Annotated in this window: 10 protein-coding genes; 3 read left to right on the forward strand and 7 right to left on the reverse strand. The window is 51.8% G+C overall.

The features are described from left to right. Nucleotides 1-12 precede the first annotated feature (12 nt). Genes HMPREF3034_RS03750 through HMPREF3034_RS12910 form a run of 6 tightly spaced genes read right to left on the reverse strand, consistent with a single transcriptional unit; the run spans nt 13 to nt 4,143 of the window. Complete coding sequence (locus HMPREF3034_RS03750; protein ID WP_156431027.1) at nt 13-498, reverse strand: hypothetical protein; 486 nt, start codon at nt 496-498, stop codon at nt 13-15. A gap of 8 nt (nt 499-506) precedes the next feature. Next, entirely contained in the window at nt 507-1,148 is a 642-nt protein-coding gene (locus tag HMPREF3034_RS03755) for an ATP-binding protein (RefSeq protein ID WP_062433332.1), read from the reverse strand. 2 nt (nt 1,149-1,150) lie between these two features. After that, nucleotides 1,151-1,405, reverse strand: a complete 255-nt coding sequence (locus HMPREF3034_RS03760) for a hypothetical protein (RefSeq protein WP_062433335.1) — start codon at nt 1,403-1,405, stop codon at nt 1,151-1,153. Beyond that, nucleotides 1,402-2,247 (reverse strand): AAA family ATPase, encoded by an 846-nt coding sequence (locus HMPREF3034_RS03765; RefSeq protein WP_062433337.1) that lies wholly within the window; start codon nt 2,245-2,247, stop codon nt 1,402-1,404. The genes HMPREF3034_RS03760 and HMPREF3034_RS03765 overlap by 4 nt, the downstream gene beginning before the upstream one ends. 14 nt (nt 2,248-2,261) lie before the next feature. Then, complete coding sequence (locus HMPREF3034_RS12485) at nt 2,262-3,173, reverse strand: hypothetical protein (protein WP_231725598.1); 912 nt, start codon at nt 3,171-3,173, stop codon at nt 2,262-2,264. Nucleotides 3,174-3,207: 34 nt separating this feature from the next. Then, nucleotides 3,208-4,143 carry a hypothetical protein gene (locus HMPREF3034_RS12910; protein ID WP_231725599.1) on the reverse strand — a complete coding sequence of 312 codons (936 nt, stop codon included), beginning with the start codon at nt 4,141-4,143 and terminating at the stop codon, nt 3,208-3,210. 146 nt (nt 4,144-4,289) lie between these two features. Here HMPREF3034_RS12910 and HMPREF3034_RS12915 point away from each other — a divergent pair, with 146 nt between their 5' ends. Next, nucleotides 4,290-4,577: a hypothetical protein gene (locus HMPREF3034_RS12915; RefSeq protein WP_036894026.1), complete on the forward strand. Its 288-nt coding sequence runs from the start codon at nt 4,290-4,292 to the stop codon at nt 4,575-4,577. Between the two features lie 178 nt (nt 4,578-4,755). Continuing rightward, nucleotides 4,756-5,085, forward strand: coding sequence for a hypothetical protein (locus HMPREF3034_RS12495; protein WP_156098772.1), 330 nt, complete (start codon nt 4,756-4,758; stop codon nt 5,083-5,085). Nucleotides 5,086-5,107: 22 nt separating this feature from the next. On the opposite strand, the gene HMPREF3034_RS03785 is transcribed toward HMPREF3034_RS12495, so the two are convergent. After that, nucleotides 5,108-5,482 (reverse strand): hypothetical protein, encoded by a 375-nt coding sequence (locus HMPREF3034_RS03785; RefSeq protein WP_062433343.1) that lies wholly within the window; start codon nt 5,480-5,482, stop codon nt 5,108-5,110. A gap of 346 nt (nt 5,483-5,828) precedes the next feature. On the opposite strand from HMPREF3034_RS03785, the gene HMPREF3034_RS12500 reads away from it, so the two are divergent. Next, a partial coding sequence (locus HMPREF3034_RS12500) for a S24 family peptidase (RefSeq protein ID WP_231725600.1) occupies nt 5,829-6,100 on the forward strand: 272 nt, incomplete at its 3' end.

Consider the following 6,100-nt stretch of genomic DNA (forward strand, 5'->3'; position numbering starts at 1 on the left):
TGTTTGTTGTTCTTATGCTTGTGCCACGTTGTCGCCGCCTGCATACCTTGCCAGCGTTTCGCTTAACATTGCCTGCTTTACGGCTTCCGCCTGTCGTGCGTCGGTCTGCTTGTTGTTAAACAGCCCGATAAGGTTGCGCAGGCGTTCGCGGGGTATCTTGTTAAAGTCGCTGTAACCCGTACACCTGCACGCTATGCCTTTTATAACGCTGGCGTTCGATGTCCTGCCAGTGGAACGCAGCCAGCTGCCTATCGCCGCCATTACACGCTTGCGTAGCTTGTCGGTGTCGTCGCCTTGCTTCTTGTTCAGCTGTGCCGACAGCTTGCCGCAGATGTCTATAAGGTCGTGCGTGTCGATGTCGCGGCTGCTTTCCACGCCGTAGCTGGCGGCGATGGTCTTCCTTTCGTCGTCCGAAATGCCCAGCAGGGTGCAAAGGGTGTGGTACTTCTTCACAAGCCCCCTGTGTATTTCGTCCATTGTCTTGTTTTCCTTTGTCATAGCTCTATTTATTTCGTTAGGTTTGTCCAGTATTCGCGTGCGCCCTGCTCCCAGATGATGAAGTCCGCGCCGCCCTCCTGTTTTTCGGGTACTTCGTAGCGGGTCGTTACAAATGCCTTGTACCCCTCAACTCTTATTTTGATGTCCGCGTCGTACCTGATGTTTTGCGCCGTGCTGCCTTTCGGTTCGCCCTTGCGTTCCTGACTGATGTAAACAAACAGCTTGTCGGGGAACTGACCCCGCAGCCGCAAATGGTCTTCTATCGTGTAGCGTCGCCAGTATTGCACGCTGTCTATTACGATGATGTCGGGGCTTTGCTTGCGTTTCAAGCGCGCTGCCACCTCCTTTGCGCCCTCCTTGTCCAGCAGTATGATGCGAGTGCCAGCTTCGACCATTCCGACGCGCTTCCACGCCTTTTGCAGCGATAGTGATAAGCCTTGCTCGATGCTGTCGTAGGCCACGCGCCCGAACTTCGTAAGGTACTTGCACAATTCAAGTACGAAAGTCGTTTTACCGCTACCGCTACCGCCGTAGACAAGCCACGTGCCGCGAAGTTCGGGGCGGCCGAAGCTGTGCAGCCACCTGCCCTCGAATTCGGCGACCTCAAACTTCGCCTGCAATACGTTTTTATTACTTATCGCCCGTGCCATAGTTACAATCGTTTTATATCCACCTTAACGCGGCTGTTCAGATGCTGAACGCACCAGCTTAAAAAGTACAGCCCATCGGGGTTTTCGTTAGGGGTTATGTCGGCCACCACACACAGCAGCCCTTTTGTCTTTGCACGGCGCACCGTCAGCGTGCAGGGTGCGTCGCGGTGCAGCCATTCGTTCATAATGAAGCGGCAGTCCGCCGCTTTCATTCCCAGTGTGATGCGCTGCGCCACGTCGTAACTTACGCCGTTCATGCCCTGCCTCCTTTCGTCAGCTTCCAGACGGCACGCTTCACACGGCGCAGGTCGTTTTCACTGTCCCTTATCACGGCGGCGATGTCTGCCTTGTCATTCACACCGTTTGCCACGCACACGGCGGCGATGTCTTCGTCGTTCACTACTTCCAGCTGTACGAACTTCCTGCCTATGCGGCTGTATATTTCCTGATAGCCTTTGCGGTTGAAGCGCACGCCCCGTTCTATTCGCTTTTTCAGGAAGTCGGTAGCGCAGAGCGCAAGCCCGCAGTGTCCCTCTAATTGGTTATACAGCGATATAAAGAAGTACAGCACTTGGTCGCCCAGCTTGTCGGCTTCGTCCAGAATGATAAGCGGTGTTTCAACGCTTTGCAGTTCCTCTACGATTGTGTCCATTTGGTCGGACACGCTGCCTGCCATGTCCTTGCCCAGCGCACGCAGCAGCTTTTGTATGAATGTCTTTCTGTTCCAATACTCCGAGCAGCACAGATGATAGGTGCGGGGGTGGTCGGCGGTGTACCGCTTTATGGCTTCCGTCTTTCCGCAGCCTGCGAAGCCCGTTACAGCCATTGCGAGGCTTTCGGCTTTCGCGTTGTCCAGTATAAAGGTCATTTTCTCATAACCGCGGGTCGCCACCACCTGCCACGCCGCACCGTCGTGTCCTGTCTGTGCGGCGATGCTGCGCCACATATCGTCGCTAAGGGTTTCCCAGTCGTTGTTAAGCACCTTGCTAAGTGTGGCAGAGCTTATGCCCATACTCTTTGCGGCCTTGTTCTGGCTGCCTTTCTGTGCGCAGAAACTTTTAAGGCGTTCTGCTATCAATGCCTTTTCTTCTTGCTTCATAATTGCCGTTTATTTTAGAAAATTGAATAATCGTCTGTTTCCACCGTGGCTGCCTGTGCAGCTGGTCGGGTGGCTTCGCTGATGCCGAGGCGTTTTTGTTCGCGCGGTAACTTGTGCTGTCCTCTGCTGTCTACAAGGCAGAACCGTGTAAGCACGTTGCCCAGCTGTGGGTTGTCCTGTATCAGTTGCTCCACGCGCTTGCTGCTGTCTGCCAGCTGGTCGGTAACATACTGCTCCAGTCGGTCGTTATAGTCGAACACCTTTTGCAGCTGCTCTGCGTCGCCCTCTCTGCGGTCGGCAAGTGCCATAGGCTGCACATACTTTTCTTGAAGCATATAGCGCAGCGTGCCGCTTTCGTTCACTGCCAGCACTTCGCCCATGTCGTCGGGGTCGAACAGCACCGTCCACTTTTCGCCTGCGTGTTCCCTGAAACTGATGTCGAACGTATCATATTCGTGTTTTACGCCTAACAGGGTCGGGCGAAGACCACCGCCACATATCGCATTCGTGTTGCCAGTGGTGCTGCCGTAGTAGAGCAGGTAGTTTTCTTTCGACAGGGGCAGCGTGCGTTCAGCGGGCAGCTTCTCTATGTAGCCCATAAATTCTGCGTGCTTACGCTGGCGTTCCGTGGCTATCATTGCGCCTATTTGCTCTTTTACGCCCTCAAAGTCGGGGAAGCTGTGGCGTACCAAGTTCAGCGCTTCGCTGTTTGGCTGTTTCTTTGGGTCGGTAGTGATGCCGAACCCCGACCAGTTGTTGCACCGCTGGCAATACTCCCTGTTCAGGTAGTTAAAGTATGCCTCCACGGGCTTTGCCTTTGCGTTCTTTACGCGGGCAGGGGTCAGTTTGTCGCCCATTATCTTGTACAGCGGTGTCATTGCCTTGATGGCGTAGTGGTCGCATTGCAGCTGGTTGGAGCGAAGCATTTGCCCTGTCAGTTCCTTGCTGTGCTGTGCGGCATTACGCAGGGCGGCGGCTATCAGTTCGGGCGTTTCGTGCGTGCCTATGGCGTAGCCTATCGGGTAGTTGCAGCAGGGGTCGAGTACCACTTCCACGGCAAGCCTGTTGCTGTATGTCGTAATGTGTCTGCCCTGTGCGTCCGTCTTCACGGTCTGGTATAGCAGTTCCACGTCCCAGCCGTCCAAGCTCCACATAAGGAAAGCGGCCGACGGGCGGCTGCGCTTTACCTGCATAGCCCGTTCGTTGCGGAAGTTCGTAGCGCCGCGCCTGCCTGCCGCAGTTACGAGGTCGCGCTTCTTCAGCCATTCCCCAGCGGTGCGGGGGGTAATGGGTTTCCAGCCCATTTGCTTTGCCACCTTGTTGTAGTAGTCTGCCACTTTTACGCTGTCGAGGTTGTTCTTGTTGGCCATGATGTAAATCATTACGGCCTCCTTTTCCTCTGTGTCTATCTTGGCGGCGTGCTTCTGCTGCCACATTCCAGAGATAAAGCAGCTGTAACCCTCTTTCTGGTACTCTTTCCACTTTACCTGCAACCTGCGGGCGTTCTGTGGCAGGCTGTTGGGCCACCTGTCCCCGATGCGGGGCAGTGCCGCTGCCGCCTTGCTCCAAAATTCGCCCAGCTTTATCTTCGGCTTGCTCTGCCTTATGCGGTGCGAGTTCGCCCGCTCTATGCACAGACAAAAGGCGCGCATTACCGCCGCGTTGTTCGCATATTCCTGCTGCTTGTCTGTGGGCAGGTGGCGGCCGTCGTCCAGAACGTAGTCGCTGTAAAAGGCTATGGCCTTGCCGTCTTCCTCTATCGCTTCCACAAAGGGCTTGCTTTCCGCCTGTTCCTGTTCGTCGGGATAGCGTTTGTAAACCTCCGTGCGGTATTTCACGGGCAGGCTGTCCACGGCAAAAAGCGCAGGCGTACCGTTGCAGCCACGGCGCACGCATTCCACATTTTTGCGGCGTGCCATTGATTTTAGGCACTCAACCGACATAATGCCCATCGTCAGCTCCGTGTAGCTTATACATAGTCTATTGCCGTAATACTCCATATTTTTTATTATCTTTGTAACCGTGTTATAAATTTCATTTTTATGGATATAAAAGATTTGTGCGAATACGGCGAAACGTCGCTCGCCGTTAATGTTCCAAAGGCAAACAAACTGAAAAGCACTTTGGTTTGCCCAGTTCACAAACGTAAGGTACTATTCAAGCACGACTACACGCAGGCGGGAACGAATGCCTATATAACGCGCTACTGCTGCAAAGAACACGCGCAGAGAGTGGCGCAGGCGTTTACAGATGCCGAGCTGTTCGACAACGTATATGTCGAAACAGAAGAGCATACCGCGCCCCCATTCGTCCGTCCCTGTGGTGATTAGGAAGCCGCCGTCGGTCAGGTGGTTGCACATTGTTCGTCTGAATGTGTCCCTGTCTGCTTCGGTAAATGCGCCGCTGGTTTTATACGCTACGCCGATAAGGCGTTTATATAGTTTTTCAGTCCTTATATGAGAGTTCCCATATATCTTTCCATTCTTACTTTTCATATTTCCTACGCACGTGAATTTTTATTGTTATCTGTCTGCTCAAGTAGAGGGCAAACGTAACGCTCGCAAGTATTTAGAAGAGTTTCTGTCTGATATAACAGGCAGTCTACAAGTCGTGTGTCATACTTTCTGTGTGGCATGGGCTTATTCGTCTTTAGCACCTGAACCAAACTACCTACTGCCCTCATATCCCGACGGAGAGACGATGCTATTGCCTTTCTCCTTTCAGTATTCTTTTCTTGAACAGGCTTACCTGCGCATAGACTTGTTGCAATCGTTATTTCGCAATTTAGCTTATAAGCGAGGGATTGACGTTGTTTTTGAATACCACCTCGACGATTAAATTTTCTCTTTTCCATAGTTTGTTAGCTTAATTGGTTGGCAAACGTTTGTAACTCTGTCAGCTGCGTAATCGTGCAGCCCTCAATGGTGCGGCGCACTGTTCCGTTCTTGTCGAACACCTGCGCCGTGCCTGTCTTTGTGTCGGCCTCTATCATTGCGCCGTTGCCAAAATACTGACGCATACAGCCCTCGTGGTCGTGTATGGTTTCCTCCGCTGGCGAAAGGCAAAGCAGTATGCCGCCCTTTGCCATTGCCAGTTTTCTGATGCTACGGCTCATGTCCGTGTCGTTCCAGAATGTCAATGCACGCCAAAGTGCCATATTGCTGCACTTAAACGCAGCCTTGATTTCCTTGCGCGCCTGTCTGGTTACTTCAATTTGTCTTCTTACTGTTTCCATAATTCGCTGTTTTATTTGGTTTAACTTCCGCTTTCTGCGCAATTTTTAGTATATTTGTGCGCTGTGTTATACTAAACACGGTGCAAATATAGGGATAATTTTCAACCCGCACAAGAAATACGGTGATAAATTTCAACTCATGCAAAATATATTATCAAGAATACAGGCGTTTGTTGCACAAGAAAGTATAACTATCGGTGCGTTAGAAAGGAAGATAGGTGCAAGTAAAGGCGTTTTATCACGCGCTATAAAGAATGATACGGACATACAAGCAAAATGGCTTAGCATTATAGTTGAAAATTATCCCCTATTGTCAGGCACATGGCTTTTAACAGGCAAAGGAAGCATGTATAAAGAGGATAGTTTGATACCGACAAATAGCAGTGATGGTATTCCGTTGATACCGACGGAAGCAATGGCAGGCTTGTTTGCAGGCAGCCAAACAGTAATGCTGTCCGAATGCGAGCGATTTATTGTGCCATCTTTCCGTAATGCCGACTTTCTCATTACTGTGCGGGGCGACTCTATGCAGCCGCATTATTTTTCGGGCGATTTGGTGGCGTGCAAGATGTTGTCGCTTACTGATATTTTCTTTCAGTGGGGTAAGGTCTACGTTAT

It is taken from the genome of Prevotella sp. DNF00663 (assembly GCF_001553265.1).
GTDB lineage: Bacteria > Bacteroidota > Bacteroidia > Bacteroidales > Bacteroidaceae > Prevotella.

Excerpts from the sequence above, each read along its gene's own strand:
- HMPREF3034_RS03750 (WP_156431027.1), bottom strand. The coding sequence starts at position 498 with ATGACAAAGGAAAACAAGACAATGGACGAAATACACAGGGGGCTTGTG.
- HMPREF3034_RS03755 (WP_062433332.1), bottom strand. The coding sequence starts at position 1,148 with ATGGCACGGGCGATAAGTAATAAAAACGTATTGCAGGCGAAGTTTGAG.
- HMPREF3034_RS03760 (WP_062433335.1), bottom strand. The coding sequence starts at position 1,405 with ATGAACGGCGTAAGTTACGACGTGGCGCAGCGCATCACACTGGGAATG.
- HMPREF3034_RS03765 (WP_062433337.1), bottom strand. The coding sequence starts at position 2,247 with ATGAAGCAAGAAGAAAAGGCATTGATAGCAGAACGCCTTAAAAGTTTC.
- HMPREF3034_RS12485 (WP_231725598.1), bottom strand. The coding sequence starts at position 3,173 with ATGCTTCGCTCCAACCAGCTGCAATGCGACCACTACGCCATCAAGGCA.
- HMPREF3034_RS12910 (WP_231725599.1), bottom strand. The coding sequence starts at position 4,143 with ATGCGTGCGCCGTGGCTGCAACGGTACGCCTGCGCTTTTTGCCGTGGA.
- HMPREF3034_RS12915 (WP_036894026.1), top strand. The coding sequence starts at position 4,290 with ATGGATATAAAAGATTTGTGCGAATACGGCGAAACGTCGCTCGCCGTT.
- HMPREF3034_RS03785 (WP_062433343.1), bottom strand. The coding sequence starts at position 5,482 with ATGGAAACAGTAAGAAGACAAATTGAAGTAACCAGACAGGCGCGCAAG.